The sequence below is a fragment of the Parageobacillus thermantarcticus genome, assembly GCF_900111865.1.
GTDB lineage: Bacteria > Bacillota > Bacilli > Bacillales > Anoxybacillaceae > Parageobacillus > Parageobacillus thermantarcticus.
The window spans coordinates 21,315-40,814 of sequence record NZ_FOJS01000003.1 but is presented as its reverse complement, the minus strand read 5'-3'; the positions used below and the strand labels follow the sequence as shown (position 1 = coordinate 40,814).

18 protein-coding genes are annotated in these 19,500 nt (G+C 43.7%); 13 read left to right on the top strand and 5 right to left on the bottom strand.

The window, feature by feature from the left end; all coding sequences use genetic code 11:
- The first annotated feature begins 172 nt into the window (after window positions 1-172).
- The 8 genes from BM278_RS03385 to BM278_RS03350 all read left to right on the top strand — a co-directional run bounded on the left by BM278_RS03385 (window position 173) and on the right by BM278_RS03350 (window position 10,885).
- A complete protein-coding gene (locus BM278_RS03385; RefSeq protein WP_090947958.1) occupies window positions 173-1,909 on the top strand; it encodes a 2-oxoacid:acceptor oxidoreductase subunit alpha in 1,737 nt (578 codons plus the stop codon).
- Between the two features lie 2 nt (window positions 1,910-1,911).
- Window positions 1,912-2,778 (top strand): 2-oxoacid:ferredoxin oxidoreductase subunit beta, encoded by an 867-nt coding sequence (locus BM278_RS03380; protein ID WP_090947957.1) that lies wholly within the window; start codon window positions 1,912-1,914, stop codon window positions 2,776-2,778.
- 187 nt (window positions 2,779-2,965) lie between these two features.
- A complete protein-coding gene (miaB, locus tag BM278_RS03375; protein WP_090947956.1) occupies window positions 2,966-4,537 on the top strand; it encodes a tRNA (N6-isopentenyl adenosine(37)-C2)-methylthiotransferase MiaB in 1,572 nt (523 codons plus the stop codon).
- A 1-nt stretch (window position 4,538) separates the two neighbouring features.
- Complete coding sequence (locus BM278_RS03370) at window positions 4,539-4,976, top strand: YlbF/YmcA family competence regulator (RefSeq protein WP_090947955.1); 438 nt, start codon at window positions 4,539-4,541, stop codon at window positions 4,974-4,976.
- A 193-nt stretch (window positions 4,977-5,169) separates the two neighbouring features.
- A complete protein-coding gene (locus tag BM278_RS03365; protein ID WP_090947954.1) occupies window positions 5,170-5,715 on the top strand; it encodes an outer spore coat protein CotE in 546 nt (181 codons plus the stop codon).
- A gap of 139 nt (window positions 5,716-5,854) precedes the next feature.
- On the top strand, window positions 5,855-8,446 hold the full coding sequence (mutS, locus tag BM278_RS03360; protein WP_090947953.1) for a DNA mismatch repair protein MutS: 2,592 nt from the start codon (window positions 5,855-5,857) through the stop codon (window positions 8,444-8,446).
- A gap of 13 nt (window positions 8,447-8,459) precedes the next feature.
- On the top strand, window positions 8,460-10,319 hold the full coding sequence (mutL, locus tag BM278_RS03355; RefSeq protein ID WP_090947952.1) for a DNA mismatch repair endonuclease MutL: 1,860 nt from the start codon (window positions 8,460-8,462) through the stop codon (window positions 10,317-10,319).
- Between the two features lie 230 nt (window positions 10,320-10,549).
- Entirely contained in the window at window positions 10,550-10,885 is a 336-nt protein-coding gene (locus tag BM278_RS03350) for a L,D-transpeptidase (protein WP_090947951.1), read from the top strand.
- Window positions 10,886-11,146: 261 nt separating this feature from the next.
- Here BM278_RS03350 and BM278_RS03345 read toward each other — a convergent pair whose 3' ends face one another.
- On the bottom strand, window positions 11,147-11,317 hold the full coding sequence (locus BM278_RS03345; RefSeq protein WP_244151082.1) for a YjcZ family sporulation protein: 171 nt from the start codon (window positions 11,315-11,317) through the stop codon (window positions 11,147-11,149).
- Between the two features lie 177 nt (window positions 11,318-11,494).
- Here BM278_RS03345 and BM278_RS03340 point away from each other — a divergent pair, with 177 nt between their 5' ends.
- Together BM278_RS03340 and BM278_RS18625 are read left to right on the top strand one after the other, a co-directional pair.
- Window positions 11,495-11,725 (top strand): hypothetical protein, encoded by a 231-nt coding sequence (locus tag BM278_RS03340; RefSeq protein ID WP_090947949.1) that lies wholly within the window; start codon window positions 11,495-11,497, stop codon window positions 11,723-11,725.
- Window positions 11,726-11,743: 18 nt separating this feature from the next.
- Window positions 11,744-11,953: a hypothetical protein gene (locus tag BM278_RS18625; RefSeq protein ID WP_167359571.1), complete on the top strand. Its 210-nt coding sequence runs from the start codon at window positions 11,744-11,746 to the stop codon at window positions 11,951-11,953.
- Here the strand turns inward: BM278_RS18625 and BM278_RS19435 are convergent.
- Together BM278_RS19435 and BM278_RS03330 are read right to left on the bottom strand one after the other, a co-directional pair.
- On the bottom strand, window positions 11,910-12,341 hold the full coding sequence (locus BM278_RS19435; protein WP_279625737.1) for a CBO0543 family protein: 432 nt from the start codon (window positions 12,339-12,341) through the stop codon (window positions 11,910-11,912). The two genes, BM278_RS18625 and BM278_RS19435, sit on opposite strands and share 44 nt — an antisense overlap.
- Before the next feature lie 257 nt (window positions 12,342-12,598).
- Window positions 12,599-13,018 (bottom strand): hypothetical protein, encoded by a 420-nt coding sequence (locus BM278_RS03330; protein WP_090947947.1) that lies wholly within the window; start codon window positions 13,016-13,018, stop codon window positions 12,599-12,601.
- Window positions 13,019-13,314: 296 nt separating this feature from the next.
- On the opposite strand from BM278_RS03330, the gene BM278_RS03325 reads away from it, so the two are divergent.
- Entirely contained in the window at window positions 13,315-13,827 is a 513-nt protein-coding gene (locus BM278_RS03325) for a DUF3231 family protein (RefSeq protein WP_090947946.1), read from the top strand.
- A 222-nt stretch (window positions 13,828-14,049) separates the two neighbouring features.
- Here BM278_RS03325 and BM278_RS03320 read toward each other — a convergent pair whose 3' ends face one another.
- Complete coding sequence (locus BM278_RS03320) at window positions 14,050-14,295, bottom strand: WGxxGxxG family protein (protein WP_090947945.1); 246 nt, start codon at window positions 14,293-14,295, stop codon at window positions 14,050-14,052.
- 209 nt (window positions 14,296-14,504) lie between these two features.
- On the bottom strand, window positions 14,505-16,016 hold the full coding sequence (locus BM278_RS03315) for a glycine betaine uptake BCCT transporter (RefSeq protein WP_090947944.1): 1,512 nt from the start codon (window positions 16,014-16,016) through the stop codon (window positions 14,505-14,507).
- 225 nt (window positions 16,017-16,241) lie between these two features.
- Between BM278_RS03315 and BM278_RS03310 the strand changes: the two genes are divergently transcribed.
- A complete protein-coding gene (locus BM278_RS03310) occupies window positions 16,242-17,594 on the top strand; it encodes an MDR family MFS transporter (protein WP_090947943.1) in 1,353 nt (450 codons plus the stop codon).
- 94 nt (window positions 17,595-17,688) lie between these two features.
- The gene (locus tag BM278_RS03305) at window positions 17,689-19,380 is read left to right on the top strand and encodes a methyl-accepting chemotaxis protein (protein ID WP_090947942.1); all 1,692 of its coding nucleotides are present in this window, start codon (window positions 17,689-17,691) and stop codon (window positions 19,378-19,380) included.
- Window positions 19,381-19,500 lie beyond the last annotated feature (120 nt).

The window sequence follows — 19,500 nt, the reverse complement described above, 5'->3', positions numbered from 1 at the left end:
GGCGGCTGCGATAAGCGCAGCTGCTTTTTTTGCTAAAACGAAATAGTTGGATATAAGATTTTTATATGCTAAAATTTTTGCAAAAATCATTGTCTTAAAGTCTAGTGATTTTATCGGGAAAGTGCTACACTTATAATTGTAATTTTTGACCGAACTTAAAGGGGTGTAAGCAATGATTCATCAGCTTTCATGGAAAGTTGGGGGGCAGCAAGGAGAAGGGATCGAAAGTACCGGTGAAATCTTCTCCATTGCGCTAAACCGTCTAGGTTATTATTTATATGGGTATCGCCATTTTTCTTCGCGGATTAAAGGGGGGCATACAAACAACAAGATTCGCGTAAGCACGACGCCAGTCCGTTCCATTGCCGATGATCTTGATATATTAGTAGCGTTTGACCAAGAATCGATTGATTTTAACTTTCATGAATTGCGCGATGGCGGGATCGTGATCGCTGACGCGAAATTTAATCCAACGATTCCGGAAGATCGAAATGTAACGTTGTATGCCGTTCCATTTACGGATATCGCGACAAATTTAGGAACATCGCTTATGAAAAACATGGTCGCTGTCGGCGCTTCCAGCGCAGTTCTTGACATTGATATTAGCGCATATCAAGAAGTGGTGCAAGAAATTTTTGGAAGAAAAGGCCAGCAAGTAGTAGAAAAAAATATGGAAGCGATTCGCGCCGGCGCACAATATATGAAAGAGCAGCTCGGCGATCGCATGCAAACGATGAAGCTAGCCAAAGCAGATGGGAAAAAGCGGATGTTTATGATCGGCAACGACGCGATTGCCTTAGGGGCGCTAGCCGGCGGAGCGCGTTTTATGGCAGCATATCCGATTACTCCTGCTTCGGAAATTATGGAATATTTAATTAAAAAACTTCCGGAACTAGGAGGCGCCGTCATTCAAACGGAAGACGAAATCGCCGCATGCACGATGGCGATTGGCGCTAACTACGCTGGAGTGCGGGCGTTCACGGCATCCGCAGGTCCAGGTCTTTCCCTTATGGTGGAATCAATCGGGCTTGCCGGAATGACAGAAACGCCGCTTGTCATCGTGGATACACAGCGCGGCGGTCCAAGCACAGGCTTGCCGACAAAACAAGAGCAATCGGACTTGATGGCGATGATTTACGGCACGCATGGCGAGATTCCGAAAATCGTGATGGCGCCAAGCACGGTGCAAGAGGCGTTTTACGATACGGCGGAAGCGTTCAACCTTGCGGAAGAATATCAATGCCCGGTCATCGTGCTGTCTGATTTGCAGCTTTCTCTTGGTAAGCAGACGGTTGAGCCGTTGGAGTACGATAAAATCGAAATCCGTCGCGGCAAACTAGTAACAGGTGAACTTCCGCCGCTAGAGAAAAAAGGCAATTTTAAACGTTACGAAGTGACAGAAGATGGCATTTCTCCGCGCGTGCTTCCAGGAACGCCAAACGGCATTCACCATGTGACGGGAGTGGAGCACGCAGAGACGGGAACGCCGTCTGAAGCCGCGGCAAACCGGAAAGCGCAGATGGATAAACGTTTGCGCAAATTAAAAAATATTCAATTCAACACGCCAGTTCATAAAAATGTTAAACACGATGAAGCTGATTTGCTCATTGTCGGTTTTCTTTCCACGCGCGGCGCGATCGAAGAAGCGATCGAGCGCCTCGAACAAGATGGCGTGAAAGTCAACCACGCGCACATTCGCCTTCTTCATCCGTTCCCAACGGAAGAAGTGCTACCGCTTGTCGAAGCGGCGAAAAAAGTCGTTGTCGTTGAGCAAAATGCAACTGGGCAACTTGCAAACATTCTTAAAATGAATGTTGGACATGCTGAAAAAATCGTTAATGTCTTGAAATATGACGGCAACCCATTTTTGCCGAATGAAGTTTATACAAAATGCAAGGAGTTGTTATAAACATGGCGACGTTTAAAGACTTTCGCAACGATGTAAAACCAAACTGGTGTCCGGGTTGCGGCGATTTCTCCGTTCAGGCTGCCATTCAGCGCGCTGCGGCAAACCTTGGACTTGAGCCGCACCAATTAGCAGTTATTTCTGGTATCGGCTGCTCGGGCCGTATTTCTGGATACATTCATTCGTACGGATTTCACGGCACTCACGGCCGCGCGCTGCCGCTTGCGCAAGGCGTGAAAATGGCGAACCGCAATTTAACGGTCATTGCCGCCGGCGGCGACGGTGACGGATTTGCGATCGGAATGGGGCATACGATTCATGCGATCCGCCGCAACATCGATATTACGTACATTGTGATGGACAACCAAATTTACGGTTTGACTAAGGGGCAAACATCGCCGCGAAGCGATGTCGGTTTTAAAACGAAAAGCACCCCGCAAGGATCTGTCGAACCGGCTCTTTCGATTATGGAAATCGCCTTAAGTGCCGGCGCAACGTTTGTCGCGCAAAGCTTTTCGAGCGACTTAAAAGAATTGACGAGTTTAATTGAAGAAGGGATTAAGCATAAAGGATTCTCGCTTATTAACGTATTCAGTCCGTGTGTTACATATAATAAAGTGAACACATATGATTGGTTTAAAGAAAATCTTGTGAAAGTCAGCGACATCGAAGGATATGATCCGTCTGACCGCGCCATGGCAATGCAAACGGTGATGAAATATAAAGGACTAGTGACGGGGCTTATTTACCAAAACAAAGAACAAAAATCTTACCAAGAGTTGCTTCACGGTTACAGCGAAACACCGCTTACGGAAGCAGACCTTCGCTTAAGCAAAGAAAAATTCGAAGAATTAGTTGCTGAATTTATGTAATTTGGAAATGATTCACTCCCAATTAGGTATTGCCTAGTTGGGAGTGATTTTGTTATGATGGCATGTTCCGTATAAATCGGAACAAGAAAAGTATTGTTTAATTTTGTTCTGAATTATATACTATGATAATGTGTATGATGTGAGAAAAACATTGTTCTTGCAGTTTTCTTATAGAAAGGAGATTATTATGAACGAAAAACAACGTTTAGCACAAACAGGGCAAATTCAAACAGCTGATCATCCAACGGACAAAAAATCCGCTTTGGATGCGTTAAAGAAAAAAACGAGCAAAGATTACGAAAAATATTTTACGAGCGTATTTATTCCGCCAAACTTAAAAGAAGCGAAAAAACGCGGAAAAGAAGAAGTGAAATATTTCAAAGATTTCACGATCCCGGACCAATTCCGCGGCATGGGCAAAGGCCGCAAGTTTTATATTCGCACGTATGGCTGCCAAATGAACGAACATGACACGGAAGTGATGGCGGGAATTTTTATGGAGCTCGGATATGAGCCGACCGACCGCCCGGAAGATGCGAATGTTATTTTATTGAATACGTGTGCGATTCGCGAAAACGCGGAAAACAAAGTATTTGGCGAGATCGGCCACTTAAAGCCGCTTAAGCAAAACAACCCGGATTTGCTCCTTGGGGTATGCGGCTGCATGTCGCAAGAAGAATCGGTCGTCAACAAAATTTTGAAACAATATCAATATGTTGATATGATTTTCGGTACGCATAACATCCACCGCTTGCCGTACATTTTGCATGAAGCATATATGTCAAAAGAAATGGTTGTCGAAGTATGGTCAAAAGAAGGCGATGTCATCGAAAATCTTCCGAAAGCGCGCAAAGGCAACATTAAAGCATGGGTAAACATTATGTACGGCTGCGACAAATTCTGTACGTACTGCATCGTCCCGTATACGCGCGGGAAAGAACGAAGCCGCCGTCCGGAAGACATCATCCAAGAAGTGCGCCATCTTGCCGCCCAAGGATATAAAGAAGTTACGCTTCTCGGGCAAAACGTCAACGCCTATGGAAAAGATTTCACTGATATGAAATATGGTCTTGGCGATTTGATGGATGAACTCCGCAAAATCGATATTGCGCGCATCCGCTTTACGACCAGCCATCCGCGCGATTTTGACGACCGTTTAATCGAAGTGCTCGCCAAACGCGGCAATTTAGTGGAGCATATCCATTTGCCGGTGCAATCGGGCAGCACGGAAATATTGAAATTAATGGGCCGAAAATATACGCGCGAGGAATATTTAGAACTTGTCCGCAAAATTAAAGCGGCGATTCCGGACGTTGCATTAACGACCGACATTATTGTCGGCTTCCCGAACGAAACGGAAGAACAATTTGAAGAGACGCTGTCATTATACCGTGAAGTCGAATTTGATTCTGCGTATACGTTCATTTACTCGCCGCGCGAAGGCACGCCGGCAGCGAAAATGGCCGACAATGTACCGATGGAAGTGAAAAAAGAACGCTTGCACCGGTTGAACGCGCTTGTCAATGAAATTTCTGCGCGAAAAATGAAGGAATATGAAGGGAAAGTTGTCGAAGTATTAGTAGAAGGAGAAAGCAAAAACAACCCGGATGTCCTTGCCGGATACACGCGGAAAAACAAATTGGTCAACTTCACCGGGCCAAAATCGGCGATTGGCAAACTGGTGAAAGTGCGGATTACTGAGGCGAAAACATGGACATTGAACGGGGAAATGGTAGAAGAAGCGATCGAGGTGAAATAAGATGGCAAAATATACGCGTGATGAAGTTTTAGCGCAGGCGAAAGAACTGGCAAAAATGATTGCGGAAACGGAAGAAGTCGATTTTTTTAAACGCGCGGAAGAAAAAATACACCAGAATGAAAAAGTGCGCACGATGATCGAGCAAATTAAGTCGCTGCAAAAACAGGCGGTCAATTTAAAACATTACGGCAAATACGAAGCGCTGAAAAAAGTAGAAGCACAAATTGATGAGATTTATGAAGAACTTTCGCAAATTCCAATCGTCAGTGAATTTCAGCAGTCACAAATGGAAGTGAACGATCTTCTCCAACTTGTTGCTTCTACCATTTCCAATACAGTGACTGATGAGATTATCGCATCAACAGGCGGCGACGTATTGCGCGGCGAAACGGGCGCGCAAATACGCTATAGCAAAAACGGCGGCTGCGGCTGTCATTAATCTTCGTTAAAGAAAGGAAAAGGAGACGCCCTTTGTGAGGAAGGGCGTCTTTTTTTATGGCCAAAAAGTAGGCACATCATACGAAACCGATGCATACAATGAACTATAAGGGAATGATTCATCAACTTATGTGCACATTAGGCGAAATCATGCATAGGATGAAATGAAGATTCATTTGAGGAGGGTTTTTCGGATGTCGGAATACAGAGAAATTATTACAAAAGCGGTTGTCGGGAAAGGCCGTAAATTTACGCAATCGACGCATACCGTTACGTCTCCAAATCGGCCATCAAGCATTTTAGGGTGCTGGATTATTAACCATCGCTATGACGCGAAAAAATGTGATAAAAACGTAGAAATTCATGGAAACTATGACATTAACGTTTGGTATTCGTACAACAACAACACAAAGACAGAAGTCGTCACGGAAACCGTCTCTTATACGGATGTCGTGAAATTAAAATACCGCGACAATGATGACATTATTAACGATGATACAGATATTATCGTCCGTGTCATCCAACAGCCGAACTGCTTGGAGTGCACCATTTCGCCAAACGGAAATAAAATCGTCGTCGATGTAGAACGGGAATTTGTCGCCGAGGTCATTGGAGAAACGAAAGTATGTGTCGCCATTCACCCAGATGGCTGCAGCAGTGACAGTGATTTCGAATACGACGAACTTGATGAAGAATTGGAAGATTTAAGCCCAGATTTGCTTCTTGACGATGAAGAGTAAAAAACTAGGAATCATCTTTCCTAGTTTTTTCTTTTGTCCCTTGTTATAATAAATAAAGTGTAAAGTGTTCGTTGAAATAAGCAAAGAGGGCTAAAATTGTCGTTGAAAAAGCAAGGAAAGAAAAGGTTGGAGGAGAACGATGGCAAAATATACGCCAATGATTCAGCAATATTTGGACATTAAGGCACAATATCCGGATGCCTTTTTATTTTTTCGTCTTGGCGATTTTTACGAAATGTTTTTTGATGATGCAATCAAAGCGGCGCAGGAATTGGAAATTACGTTGACAAGCCGCGATGGCGGCGGCGAAGAACGGGTGCCGATGTGCGGCGTTCCGTATCATTCGGCGCAAGGGTATATTGAACAGTTGATTTCAAAAGGATATAAAGTGGCGATTTGCGAGCAAGTCGAAGATCCAAAGACAGCAAAAGGCGTTGTCCGCCGCGAAGTCGTTCAGCTTATTACCCCCGGAACGGTGATGGAGGGGAAAGGGCTGCTTGAAAAAGAAAACAACTATTTGGCGACGGTAACGATGTTCGCTGACGGCACGTACGGTTTTGCCTATACGGATTTATCAACAGGAGAAAATCGCATCACGCTTCTTGCCTCCTTTGAAGACGTGATGAACGAACTGTATGCGATTGGGACTAAAGAAATCGTTCTTTCCAGTGATTTTCCAAACGGCGAGCAACAGCTGTTGAAAGAACGATATGGAGTGACGATCTCGTACGAAGACGGGACGGAAATGCCGGAAGGGTTTGCGGCGATTGCCGGCGGGCTTGCGCAGGACAAGCTGCAAATCACGTTCGCCCGTCTTCTTCATTACATTATTCGCACGCAAAAGCGTCGCCTTGATCATATGCAGCCTGTTCAAGTGTATCAAGTCGACCACTATATGAAAATCGATTTGTATTCGAAGCGAAATTTAGAGTTAACTGAGACAATCCGTTCCAAAGGGCGGAAAGGCTCGCTTTTATGGCTGCTTGATGAAACGGTGACGGCGATGGGCGGACGGTTGCTGAAACAATGGCTCGACCGTCCGCTTTTGGACCGCGGACAAATCGAACGGCGCTTGCATATGGTGGAAACATTGATTCACCACTATTTTGAGCGCCAAGAGCTGCGCGAACGCCTCCGTGAAGTGTACGACGTCGAGCGCCTCGCCGGCCGCGTCGCCTACGGAAACGTCAACGCGCGCGATTTAATTCAGCTAAAAAAATCGCTTCAGCAAATCCCGGCGTTAAAAGATATTGTCGCAAATCTTTCCGATGGTGAAGCGCAGCAGCTTGCCGACAAGCTCGATCCATGTTCGGAGCTTGTCGATCTGTTAGAGCGATCCATTCAAGAAAATCCGCCGTTGTCCGTAAAAGAAGGTAATATCATTAAGGACGGGTATAATGAGACGCTCGACCGTTTCCGCGATGCAAGCCGCAACGGAAAATCATGGATTGCCCAGTTGGAAAGCAAAGAACGGGAACTAACCGGGATCAAATCGTTGAAAATCGGCTATAATCGCGTGTTCGGCTATTACATTGAGGTGACAAAGCCGAATCTTCATTTATTGCCAAAAGGGCGCTATGAGCGGAAACAGACGCTTGCCAACGCTGAACGTTTTATTACCCAGGAATTAAAAGAAAAAGAAGCGCTCATTTTAGAAGCGGAAGAAAAAAGCATTGAACTAGAATACGAATTATTTGTCGACATCCGAGAACAAGTCAAACAATATATTCCGCGGCTGCAATCGTTGGCGAAAGCAATCAGCGAGCTTGATGTTTTGCAGTCGTTTGCGACCGTCAGTGAAGAGCGACATTATGTGAAACCGCAGTTTTCCGATCATCGGGAACTTGTCATTCAAGCTGGCCGTCATCCTGTAGTAGAAAAAGTGCTTGGAGCGCAAACATATGTACCGAACGATTGCTATATGAATAAAGAACGGGAATTGTTGTTGATTACAGGGCCGAATATGTCGGGGAAAAGCACGTACATGCGGCAAATTGCCCTTACCGCCATCATGGCGCAAATCGGCTGTTTCGTGCCAGCAGAGAAAGCAGTGCTCCCGATTTTTGATCAAGTGTTTACAAGAATCGGCGCGGCTGATGATTTAGTGTCGGGACAAAGCACGTTTATGGTCGAAATGCTCGAAGCGCGCAACGCGATCGTTCACGCAACGCAAAACAGCCTCATTTTGTTCGATGAAATTGGGCGCGGCACATCGACGTATGACGGAATGGCGCTGGCGCAAGCGATCATCGAATACATTCATGACCATATTGGCGCGAAAACGTTGTTTAGCACGCATTATCACGAATTAACGGATCTAGAGCAATCGCTTCCGAAACTGAAAAACGTCCATGTGAGCGCCGTCGAGGAAAACGGAAAAGTCGTGTTTCTTCACAAAATTGCAGAAGGTCCGGCCGACCAAAGCTATGGCATTCATGTCGCCGAACTTGCTGGCCTTCCTTCCTCCCTCATCGAGCGCGCTAAAGAAATTTTGACAGAGCTTGAGCAGCAAGAGCAACGAAAAGAAGAAAAAGAAGAGGCGAGCGGCAAGAACGAAGCGGTCTTTGAACAACTCAGCATGTTCGCCGACGAGAAACCTTCCAAGGAAGAATCGCGTTTATCGAAAAAAGAAAAAAAGGCGCTTGAGGCGCTAAGGTCCGTCAATTTACTGGAAACGACGCCGCTTGAAGCGTTAAATAAATTGTACGAAATTCAAAAACTATTAAAGTAAAGGGGGCATAGCGATGGGAAAAATTCATAAGCTCGACGATCAGCTGTCCAATAAAATTGCCGCGGGAGAAGTCGTCGAGCGCCCTGCCTCCGTCGTCAAAGAGCTTGTGGAAAACGCGATTGACGCCAATAGCACCATCATTGAAATTGAATTAGAAGAAGCGGGACTGATGAAAATTCGCGTCATCGATAACGGGGATGGAATGGAAGAAGATGATTGTCTCGTCGCGTTTGAACGGCATGCGACAAGCAAAATTAAGGACGAGCACGATTTGTTCCGCATCCGCACGCTTGGCTTTCGCGGCGAGGCGCTGCCGAGCATCGCCTCCGTCTCGGAAGTCGAAATGAAAACAGGCACCGGAGACGGTCCGGGAACGCGGGTTGTCTTAAAAGGAGGCAAACTCGTCAAACGCGAACGGACAACAAGCCGCAAAGGGACGGATATTACTGTATCCAACTTGTTTTTTAACACACCGGCTCGCTTAAAATATATGAAAACGATTCATACAGAACTTGGGCATATCACCGATGTCGTCAACCGCCTTGCTATGGCGCATCCTGATGTTTCGTTTCGCTTGCGCCATCACGGGAAACAGTTGCTTTATACAAGCGGAAACGGCGATGTGCGCCATGTGCTTGCCGCGATTTATGGCATGGATGTCGCAAAAAAAATGGTTCCGATTCAAGCAGAATCACTCGATTTCACCGTTCACGGCTTCATCTCGCTTCCGGAAGTGACGCGCGCGTCGCGAAATTACATTTCCACGATCGTCAACGGGCGATATGTGCGCAACATTCCGCTTATGAAAGCGATCGAAGCGGGATATCATACGCTTTTGCCGATCGGCCGCTATCCGATTGTATTTTTATCGGTGATGATGGATCCGATTTTAGTCGATGTCAACGTCCATCCAGCGAAATTGGAAGTGCGTTTCAGCAAAGAAGCCGAATTAAATGAGCTTGTCACCCAAGCCATCCGCCGGGCGCTTCAAGCGCGGACGCTTATTCCCGAGGTGACCGCCAAGCAAAAAGAAACGCCAAAACAAAAAGCGGAACAGGCAGCTTGGACGTTGGAACATGTCGTGAAAGAGCCAGTTGTTTCTTCACTCATTCATGTCGGGGAACCGCAACAGCCGAGTCCGGCGGAAGAACAGAAGGAAGAGCCGAAGGAAAAACAACGCACGCTGTTGCCGCAAGCGGAAGCGACACAACATAGCGCGGATAACGATGAATGGGTCGGGATGAGCGAGCAAACGGAATCAGACAAACAAGAACAAGCGCGCGTGAACGACCGGCTTCCGCCGCTTTATCCAATCGGACAAATGCATGGAACGTACATTTTGGCGCAAAACGAAAGAGGGCTTTACATCATTGACCAGCATGCCGCCCAAGAGCGCATTAAGTACGAATATTTTCGCGAAAAAGTTGGGGAAGTAACAAACGAAGTGCAAGAATTGCTCGTTCCGCTTACGTTTCATTATCCGGCAGACGAATATGTGCTGATTGACGCGCATCGTGAGGAATTGGCGAAATGCGGCGTTTTTTTGGAACCGTTCGGCCACAATACGTTCATCGTCCGCTCCCATCCATCGTGGTTTCCGAAAGGAGAAGAAGCGGAGATTATTGAAGAGATGATCCAGCAAGTTCTCGAGATGAAAAAAGTCGATATTAGGCAACTCCGTGAAAAAGCGGCGATGTTAATGAGCTGCAAACGCTCGATTAAAGCGAACGAATACTTGCGCGATGACGAAATTTTCGCCCTGTTGGAATCATTGCGCAAAACGACCGATCCGTTTACGTGCCCGCACGGCCGCCCGATCATCATCCACTTTTCCACATATGAGCTCGAAAAAATGTTTAAGCGGGTGATGTAAACACAAAAGCGCAACACCCTTGTTTTATCAAGGGATTGCGCTCTATTTTTTAGCATTTGACCACATTTTGACTTGATTTTTTGCTCTTCCTTTCAATGATGAATAGACGTGCGAATCATTTAGCTTAAACCAATAAGGCGATGGGCGGAATGAAAACAACTTAATGGCAAAACCCCAGAAACTTCATACAATAATACAAATGTTAAATTGTTTTGTCTGGAGATGGTCTGATGGCACGCTGGATCGATGTATCAACAAACAAACATCAATTAAAACTTTATGATGACAATAGGCTAATCAAAGTGTATCCCATTGCGGTTGGTAAAATGTTAACCCCGACACCTTCAGGAATATATACAATTATCAATAAACAACGCAACCCCGGAGGTGCTTTCGGGGCATTGTGGATGGGTTTATCAAAGCCTCATTATGGAATACATGGAACAAACAATCCCTATTCTATCGGAAAAAATGTGTCACATGGATGTATTAGAATGCATAACCGTGATGTGATAGAATTATCATCGATGGTCCCTATTGGAACACGTGTCTATATTCACAAATGAGGTTCTAAAGCAGACCGATATTTTCTTTTATGAAAATTCAACGCTATCTAAAAAAATGGAAAAGATTATAACGTATTCCCCTTTTTGTTGAAAAAGCATCTGCTTTCCTAGGCAGATGCTCTTTTTTGGCGTTTTTGTCTACAATCTGAAAAGACCGAAATAAATCTCGCCTTTTTTGTGTGTCTTGGCCATTGGCACTCGTAGTTCAACATAAGCATTTCAACAAAATTCCCAAATCGTCATTAAGATGAAAAAGAAAAGTTAGTACCAGAATCCAAATCCTGGTCCGTAACCACCATAGCCATATCTTCTTCTGTAACCACCAAAGCAACCACAACCGACAAGGATTAATAAGATGAACAGGATGACGATTAATGCAAAGCCAGCGCCTGCATATCCTCCAGCACTCATTGAATGACACCTCCATTTCATTTCCCTTCAGTTTATAATACAGGATTTTTTATCAGTTTGATTGGGCTTCAATAATTTTCCGCGAATGCGGATTTAACAGAGCGCATCAATGGGTAATTTTCTATTAAATTTTTACATAATTCGACAATATGTTTGGGTTAGTTATGATATGGTGTAGGCGAGAAGGGGAGGTGCATTATGGATAATATTGCTCTTATTGTTGCTTTGCTTGCATTTGTTGACTTTCTTTTTTATTTCTTTACGGGTGGGGTTGCGGCCGCTAAAAAGCAAGATGACAAAAAAGACGGGTCATTTAAACGGGCGTTTATCGCCTTGGTGGTATTTTTGGCAGGATTAATTACATTTGGAATAACAACAGAACCAGTAAAACAACCTGTCGATGAGCCAAGGCAAGAGCAGCAAAAATAGAAAAAATCTGAAAAGACGATGGAACAATCAGAGAAAACGGCAGTGGAAAAAGAAACAGAACAGCCACGGGAAGATGTAAACCAAAATTTTGCTTCAGATCAACAAAAGAAAGTGGCTGAATGCGAACTGGTAAGTATGATTTGGCTCGCAGGTTTGTGGCTTTGGGCAAAGTTGCGCCAGCGTTCTAATTGCTTGATGATGTCAATGTATTGGAGAATCGATTTCTAAAAAACCATCTATAATATACGCGCGATATGTAATAAGTTATCCATAATGTAATAAAACTCCAATACCACGTCCATTTTTTGTATCGAATCAGCTTCGTGTACTTGACTGCGATGATTTCCAAAAATGTAATAATCGAAGTATGGAAAAAATAGTAAAGCACTTTTATCAAAGCGTTCCTTCTTTCTGGATAATAAAGATTAAACAACGTGCATAATGCTGGATAAACAAAATACTCAAACGTAAAGCTCGATTTATTAGCTTTCTTAAAGAAAAGTCGATAAGGATATTCAATGAAACCTTTTTCCACTACAACTAATCCAAAAAGCCAAGTGATCACTTGTTTAAAAAGAAACGGTATTTGTGCTTCACGGATTTTATCCCTTGGCACAAATAAAATTAATAATAAAGACGTAATGACCCAAGAAGAAATTATAATGTTTTTTTCGACTTTGTGCGCCAATTCCAAATCCTCCCTTTATAAATAATGTTGGTAAATCAACGTTGTAGCCGTCTCATGGATGTCAAAAAAATTTTTTGACGCGGTTCTTCTTTTTGAAATATTGTCACCTAAATAAAATGTTATATGCGAACATGTATGGATGTTGAACAAGGAAACAGATGGCAGTTAGTTGAACATAAGGGTACTCATTCGTTTCTAAATATCACCATCCCGCAAATGATCGGAATGATGATTAGCATTGCAACTGTTAAAGTAGGTACCGGCAATCGATTCCCAAATATTGCGCCGACCGCTCCAAGGAATCCCCCAATGATAAAAGGAATCGGAGTTTTTTCTTTATCAGCATCGGGTTTTGCGTAATACCATGCGTCCCATACGCAATAGGCGTAAAATCCGGGGTAGAATAAGACATATTCAAAATTTGCCGCTTCCAAAGCTTGTTGGTGTAATCCGTTAAAATCAAGGTGGATCGCCTTGTTGATTTGCCCTAGCGCATTATCGAAATGTTCGATTAATACAAAGAAGACGCCTTTCATGAACTGGCCATTATATATTTGTCCGAATCCCGGCATCAACATGGAAAATAAGGCGGCGATATTCCTCATGATATCTCCTTCCGTACTTTTTTCAGCAAAATCGTTATTTTGGTGGATGTCGCTTTGTTGTTTAGGTTTTGTATTTCCTTTATTTTTATGTATTTGCTGTGTTTCAAGAAGAACGAAGAATGTGGGCAAGTCTAAAAAAAGTAATCCGAGTTTTTACTGGGTGGGGAATTTTGCCTTCCTCACGAAGGAGAAAAACATTGAAAATTTTGTTTTTCTTGTATAATTTTGTTTAACCCCATCCATATTATCTAAAGAAAAGGTAACATCCAAACGTCTAATTTTTTAGGAGGGATATGATGGGTATTTTAAGTGGCAATCCAAAAGAAGAGCCGATGCACTACGGAGAAATATTTGGCGTATGGTCGCATTTGCAAACGACAAAAGGGTTAGTATCCGGATATCAAACATTGCTCAACCACACGGGTGATGAAGATTTAAAACGGTTTATTGAGGATAGTATCGAAAACCTTTTAAAACCGGAGATGCAGGAAACGGAAAACTTGCTAAAAGAAAATGGAGTAGCGCTTCCGCCATCACCGCCGGAACGGCCAAAAGCATGTTTGGAAGACATCCCGGCCGGCGCGAGGTTTACTGATCCGGAAATTGCTGCCATGCTTAGCAAAGATATTGCTGCCGGTTTAGTGGCGTGCAGCACGATAATGGGGCAGTGCATCAGGGAAGATATCGCCGCGATGTATGGCCAATTTCATATGAAAAAAGCGCAATATGGCGCCAGATTGTTGAAAATGAACAAGGAAAAAGGATGGATCGTTCCGCCGCCGCTTCATGTGAAAGGTTCGGATTGTTAGTTCGTCGAAAAGCTTGCGCTGCCGCAAGCTTTTGCTTTTTTGCGCCGCTAGTGGAGTTTTATTGCAAATTGCTGCAGCTTGCGTCAAACAAAACAAGCGCGATTGCATCAATTGTTTTATTTTGGATAGTTTTATTATGCAAAAAAGGAGGTTGTCCCAAAAATAAACGTTTTTGGAACAACCTCGGCTTTTATATTTTTTATGGAAAAAGATCGATGGTTTCTAATCTTTTCTGTCATTTCTTCTTAACCCGAGAAGTCCTGCCAAACCCAATAAACCAATCCATCCCCAATCTGTGTCATTATCATCATCGTTATTATCAGCAACGTCTCCATTTTGAGCCATGTTAGTTATTTTGTTTGTGTTATTATTGACATCCATGTTGTTATTTTGCGCGTAAGCAGCTATCCCAAAAAGCATTGCTGTAACCAATAAAGCGCAAAATGAATGGAGAATTTTTTGCAGCACGGCTTTCACCTCCTTTTCCTTAATAATGTGTCCAATTCATCAGGAATATTTACGTTTTCTTTTTTCTATTCGTCTTTTTCATGACAAGAGATCGGCTCGCATCGATGCATGAGGCACAGCGCGGCAAGGTGCAGGTCGGGAAGGAATAAGCTTTTCGCAATAAAATAAAAAAGCGAATGCCAACAATACACGGCATCCGCTTTTTTGCTTTATATTCGTTTTTTGGCAATCGGCTCTTTTTGAAACGAACGAATTAATGAGATGACGATCAAAATCATAATGATCGCAAACGGAAACGCTGCGATGATCGATGCGGTTTGCAATGCTTCTAAACCGCCTGTCCAAAGTAAGATAGCGGCGGTTGTCGCTTGAACGATCCCCCAAATAAATTTTACGGAATTCGGTGGGTTCAACATCCCATTTGTTGTTTGCATACTGAGAACGAACGTAGCCGAATCGGCCGATGTGACGAAAAATGTGCAAATGAGTAAAATCGCCAATCCGGACAAAATCGCGCTGAGCGGAAACTGGTGTAGCATGAAAAAAAGAGCCGTTTCCATTCCGTTTTCATTCATGACATCCATCATTCCGATATGTCGAAATTGTTCTAAATATAGCGCTGAACCGCCGAAAATGGAAAACCATAAGGCGCTGAATACTGTTGGTACAGCTAACACTCCGATCATAAATTCGCGAATTGTGCGCCCTTTGGAAATGCGGGCGATAAACGTTCCAACAAACGGCGCCCACGCGATCCACCATGCCCAATAAAAAATTGTCCACGATTTTGGCCAGTCGCTTTGTTCAAACGGCGCCAACTGAAAACTCATGGACGGCAAGTTTTGCAAATAAGAACCAATTGTTGTTGTAAATACGTCCATAATAAAGTTCGTCGGGCCAGCAAAAAGCAAAAAAAACATCAGCAGAACGGCAAGAATGATGTTCATATCGCTCAATATTTTAATTCCTTTATTCAATCCTGTTTGTGCGGAAAGCATAAATAAAAATGTAACAATGATAATAATCATCAATTGAGTTGTAAAGTTGTTTGGTATTGATGGAAATAAATGTGACAATCCTCCGCCAATTTGAATTGCTCCAAGCCCTAACGAAGTTGCAACACCAAAGGTCGTTGCGTATACAGAGAGCGTATCAATCGCGACACCGACAGCGCCATTTATTTTGTCGCCAAATATTGGCCGCAATGCGCGGCTAATGACACCTGGTTCTTTTTTGCGAAATTGGAAATACGCAAGCGCCAGCGCAATTACGCCATAAATCGCCCACGGATGCAGCCCCCAATGGAAAAAGGCGTACCGCATCGCCGTGCGCGCCGCTTCCGGCGTTCCTCCTTTTCCGGCAGGTGGCTCGTAATAATGGGAAATTGGTTCAGCCACCCCCCAAAACACTAACCCGATTCCCATACCGGCACTAAATAACATTGCAAACCATGTCAAGTTGCTATATTCTGGCTTTTCATTGTCTCCGCCAAGACGAATATTGCCGTACTTGGAAAAAATTAAGAACAAACAAAAGACAAGAAATGTTGTCGCCGCCAATAAATAAAACCAGCCGAATTTATCAATTAAAAAGGAATGCACCGCTGTACTGACAGCACCTAAGTTATAATCGGGCAGCTTGTTGGCAGGAATCATTCCCCAAAAAATAAATAAAGCAGCAATCGCTATTGAGAAATAAAATACGCTTGTTGTTTTTTTCATCCAATTCCTCCTTTAGTTTAGTATAGTATGTGCCGTTGAGGATCGTGTTAGCGTTTTCGGGCGCCGGAGAAGGAAATATAAAACTCTCCAATTTTATGGTAACGAAAAAACGTGGAAAGATCAATTGATTTGCTTCGCTATAAAAAAAGCATTTTCTTTGTAAAAAAACGATGATGTCGTGTAAAATAAAATATTCATGACAGATAAAAAAGGGGGATAGACACAGTGAATAGCAGAATATCCGTAATGATCAGCATTGTGTTGGCAATGCTTGTAGCATCGATGGATACGACGATTATGAACACGACGATGCCGATTATCGCTAAAGAACTCGGAGGATTTTCCCTTTATGCTTGGTCATTCGCTTCCTACATGATTACAACGACCGTTCTTTCGCCAATTGCCGGAAGACTTTCCGATATTTTCGGGAGAAAGAAAGTGTTTAGCTTCGGCATTATTTTATTTCTAATCGGTTCTCTTCTTTGCGGAATGTCGCAAAATATGGTTCAGCTTGTTGTCTTCCGCGCGTTACAAGGAATCGGCGCCGGTTTTATGATGCCGTTTCCCGCGATTATTGCCGGAGATTTATTTCCAATTGAAAAGCGCGGCAAAATTCAAGCGTTTTTTACGGCAATGTGGGGGATTTCCGCCGTTCTTGCGCCGCTGTTAGGAACTTTGTTTGTTGAATACGCATCATGGCGCTGGATTTTTTATGTCAATATTCCAATTTGCTTACTTTCGTTACTTACGTTACTGCCATATAAAGAAGTGTACGAACCGAAGCGGGCGGCGATTGACTATATTGGGGCGGTATTGTTTTCTGCTGCGATCAGCCTCCTTTTATTGATGACGGTGGTCGAAAGCAACCAGTGGGTGTACGGCGTCGTTGGCGCTGCGTTATTAATGGTTTTTTACTTATACGAAAAAAAGCAAACGTCTCCGCTTGTTCCATTGACGCTCGTCCAGCATAAAACGTTAAAATGGATGAACATAAACGGCTTTGTCGGCTGTGTCGCTTTATTCGGCACATCAAGCTATATTCCGTTATTTTTGCAAAATGTTGTACATACATCGGTGTTTATGAGCGGTATCGCTCTTTTAGGCACGTCAATTGGTTGGATGATTGCTGCCGTGCCGGCAGGAAAATGGATTATACGTTACGGCTATCGGGTTTTGTTGATTATCGGAAACGTCCTTCTCGTGCTTTCTGGGGTGTTGCTTGCTCTGTTAAACGAAAGCCACGGATTTTTATACGTCTTTTTTGTTATGTTCATTCAAGGGTTATCGTTTGGCTTGACTTCTACTGTCGGCATCATCGGCTCGCAGCAGCTTGCCGACGCGCACGAAAAAGGAATCGCCACTTCCTTTTTCATGTTTTGCCGCAACATCGGCACCGCAATCGGCGTAACGATTATGGGCGCCTTTTTAACAAAAGCGGCCGATTTTATGACAGGCATCCATCATTTGTTTTTGTTCGGGTTTGTCGGCAGCTTTGTCGCTTTAGTCACATCGCTGTTTATCCGCGATGAGTCGGAACATGAAGAAAATAATTTGCTTCGTTCTGGAGAGATAAACTAAATATTTGAGTTAATATATCGATAATAAAGAGAGGGAAAGTAATTTTCTATATAATTAGGGAATTATATGGTGCAATGAATGGAGGATTATGACAATGAATATGACGGTGAGAAAAAAGCTGATCGCAGGATTTGGCGCGATATATTTATTGTTAGTTATACTTATTGGCTTTGCATATTATGAAATTTCTGCGATTGATGCTAATTACACGCGCCTTTTTAACGATAAAGTTTCAAATGTTGTTAATGTTAAACAACTGGAAATTATTATTCGGCGTGAGCAAGGAAGTATGCGCGGCTATTTGCTTATTGGCGATGAAACATCATTAATCAACTTTACGGCAGCGCACAATGAGTATAAAAAATTAAGTAAAGAATTAGAGAAAACGTTGACAAGAACGGATACAAAAAAATTGTTGGAACAGTTGAATGAGCTAGAACAGCAGTTTTATGAACTAGGGCAAAGAACGTTTCAATTGAAGAAAGAAAATAATGTGGCGGCATATACACAGCTAATCACTACGACAGGAAGAGACATTACATCGCAATTTGACACATTGGCTCGACAGCTGACGGAAATTCAACAAAAGGATATGAATCAGGCAAATAAAGAGACAACCGCAGGAGCTGCGGCCATTAAATCATGGATGATCATCATTGGAGTGGTGGCGCTTATCATCGGCAGCATCGTTACCTTTTATATCAGCCGCATCATTTCCCGTCCGCTTCTTACTCTTTCTGAAGCAGCAAAACGAATTGCTAACGGCGATTTAACTGTAAAGAAAATTGTCGTTCATAATCGTGACGAAATCGGGGAGTTGGCCGCATCGTTTAACCAAATGGAAATAAATTTGCGTGATGTGTTGGAGAAAGTGACGATGAGCGCTGAACAAGTCGCGGCGTCTTCCGAACAATTGACGGCAAGTGCCGAACAAACAAGCAAAGCGACGGAACAAATTGCGTTAACGATTCAAGATGTTGCCGCAGGTGTGGAAAAACAGGTGCAAAGCGTAGAAGAAACATCAGAAAAGATCGATCAAATGTCCGAAGGAATTCAGCAAATTTCTGAACGCGCGCAAAACGTGTCGGCAATTGCGATGCAAACGTCGGAAAAAGCGTCGGAAGGCGTTAAAACGGTCCAAACAGCCGTTGCGCAAATGAAGACAGTCAATGATACCGTTGAGCGCCTTGCAGGGATCGTAAAAGGATTAGGAAATCGTTCTGAACAAATCGGAAAAATTACCGAAGTGATCAGCGGAATTGCGGCGCAGACGAATCTTTTGGCGCTGAACGCGGCGATTGAGGCCGCGCGGGCAGGCGAGCATGGGCGAGGTTTTGCCGTTGTGGCCGATGAAGTGCGGAAGTTGGCGGAACAATCGGCGCAGTCGGCGCAACAAATCGCTTCGTTAATTGAGATGATTCAAGAGGAAACGAATGAGGCCGTTCAATCGATGGAAACGGTGCAAAAAGAAGTGGCGACTGGGGCCAATGCCATCAGTACATCTGGAGAAGCTTTTCGACAAATTCAGGCTGCTGTTCATGAAGTTGCCGCGCAAATTCAAGACGTTTCTGATTCCGTACAGCAAATGTCGGCTGCTGCGGAACAAGTAGTGAAATCGGTGCATCTAGTGACGCAAATTGCCGAATCTGCCGCGGCGGGAACGCAAGAAGTATCGGCGGCAACGGAAGAACAGCTTGCATCAATGGAAGAAATTTCTGCTTCCTCCGCTTCTTTGGCAAAAATGGCGGAAGACTTGCAGTCACTTGTAAAACGATTCAACGTGTAACGAACGTCCATTGCGGCGTTCGTTTCTTTTTGTCATTTTGTCATGAAAAATACATGCAAAATTTTTGCTGATTTGGATATAATAAATAAATGTACATAATTGTTGAAAGAAAGTAGTGAA

Excerpts from the sequence above, each read along its gene's own strand:
- BM278_RS03385 (WP_090947958.1), top strand. The coding sequence starts at position 173 with ATGATTCATCAGCTTTCATGGAAAGTTGGGGGGCAGCAAGGAGAAGGG.
- BM278_RS03380 (WP_090947957.1), top strand. The coding sequence starts at position 1,912 with ATGGCGACGTTTAAAGACTTTCGCAACGATGTAAAACCAAACTGGTGT.
- miaB (WP_090947956.1), top strand. The coding sequence starts at position 2,966 with ATGAACGAAAAACAACGTTTAGCACAAACAGGGCAAATTCAAACAGCT.
- BM278_RS03370 (WP_090947955.1), top strand. The coding sequence starts at position 4,539 with ATGGCAAAATATACGCGTGATGAAGTTTTAGCGCAGGCGAAAGAACTG.
- BM278_RS03365 (WP_090947954.1), top strand. The coding sequence starts at position 5,170 with ATGTCGGAATACAGAGAAATTATTACAAAAGCGGTTGTCGGGAAAGGC.
- mutS (WP_090947953.1), top strand. The coding sequence starts at position 5,855 with ATGGCAAAATATACGCCAATGATTCAGCAATATTTGGACATTAAGGCA.
- mutL (WP_090947952.1), top strand. The coding sequence starts at position 8,460 with ATGGGAAAAATTCATAAGCTCGACGATCAGCTGTCCAATAAAATTGCC.
- BM278_RS03350 (WP_090947951.1), top strand. The coding sequence starts at position 10,550 with ATGGCACGCTGGATCGATGTATCAACAAACAAACATCAATTAAAACTT.
- BM278_RS03345 (WP_244151082.1), bottom strand. The coding sequence starts at position 11,317 with ATGAAATGGAGGTGTCATTCAATGAGTGCTGGAGGATATGCAGGCGCT.
- BM278_RS03340 (WP_090947949.1), top strand. The coding sequence starts at position 11,495 with ATGGATAATATTGCTCTTATTGTTGCTTTGCTTGCATTTGTTGACTTT.
- BM278_RS18625 (WP_167359571.1), top strand. The coding sequence starts at position 11,744 with ATGGAACAATCAGAGAAAACGGCAGTGGAAAAAGAAACAGAACAGCCA.
- BM278_RS03330 (WP_090947947.1), bottom strand. The coding sequence starts at position 13,018 with ATGAGGAATATCGCCGCCTTATTTTCCATGTTGATGCCGGGATTCGGA.
- BM278_RS03325 (WP_090947946.1), top strand. The coding sequence starts at position 13,315 with ATGGGTATTTTAAGTGGCAATCCAAAAGAAGAGCCGATGCACTACGGA.
- BM278_RS03315 (WP_090947944.1), bottom strand. The coding sequence starts at position 16,016 with ATGAAAAAAACAACAAGCGTATTTTATTTCTCAATAGCGATTGCTGCT.
- BM278_RS03305 (WP_090947942.1), top strand. The coding sequence starts at position 17,689 with ATGAATATGACGGTGAGAAAAAAGCTGATCGCAGGATTTGGCGCGATA.